The sequence below is a fragment of the Vibrio sp. YT-19(2023) genome, from assembly GCF_033337395.1.
In genome coordinates, this window is sequence record NZ_JAWOQN010000397.1 from 1 (window position 1) to 762 (window position 762).

Consider the following 762-nt stretch of genomic DNA (forward strand, 5'->3'; position numbering starts at 1 on the left):
TCGCGTTCGCCGTTGATACATTAAAACGCAAAGGCTACCCACGAGAGCAGTTCTCGACGTTAAAAGAAGTGTTTCCAAAAGACGATTTAATCTCCTCGCCATTGGCGGAAAGAGCGCGTTTGGTTTACGCAAAATCGCAAGAGTTGTCATCAACGCTATCGCAAATTGATGGTGTGCTGGTGGCGCGAGTCCACGTGGTACTCGAAGATCAAGATCTTCGCCCAGGCGAGCGTCCGACTCCTGCTTCGGCATCGGTGTTTATTAAACATGCTGCCGATGTGGCATTGGACTCTTACGTGCCTCAAATCAAATTGTTGGTGAACAACAGTATTGAAGGGCTGAATTACGACCGCATTAGTGTCGTGATGGTGCCATCTTCGGAGGTGCGAGTGACGACTCAAAGCAACCAATTTAAAAGCATTTTGTCGGTGCAAGTTACCAAAGAAACGGCGAACCATCTCATCGGGATTTTAGTGTTTATGGTACTGCTATTGATTGGCTCGAATGTCGCGACGTTCACGTGGTGCCGCAGGAGCGCAAAGCGTGGTTAAACCTGAAACACCGATGGCTCAGGTGCTGCATCAGTTCAACTACTGCCCATGTCAGTACCTAGAGCAAAACTGGATCGTGCCAAAACAGCCTTGGCTTCTTAATTTGGATGGCTGGCGAGATAACCCAAACTTCAACCTTTGGTGTTTAGAAGAGTGGGCGCTTGCGCCTGTGCCAGAAACGGCTTTTAACAAGCCACACCATAGCTTGGCT

1 protein-coding gene and 1 pseudogene are annotated in these 762 nt (G+C 49.0%); both read left to right on the forward strand.

Annotation, left to right across the window (positions count from 1 at the left end; translation table 11 throughout):
• The coding region (gene vscJ, locus R7E78_RS26140) for a SctJ family type III secretion inner membrane ring lipoprotein Vsc (RefSeq protein WP_318058613.1) at nucleotides 1–551 on the forward strand (551 nt) is incomplete at its 5' end.
• A pseudogene (gene vscK, locus R7E78_RS26145) lies at nucleotides 544–762 on the forward strand (SctK family type III secretion system sorting platform protein VscK); the annotation flags it as partial. The gene vscJ and the pseudogene vscK, both read left to right, overlap by 8 nt.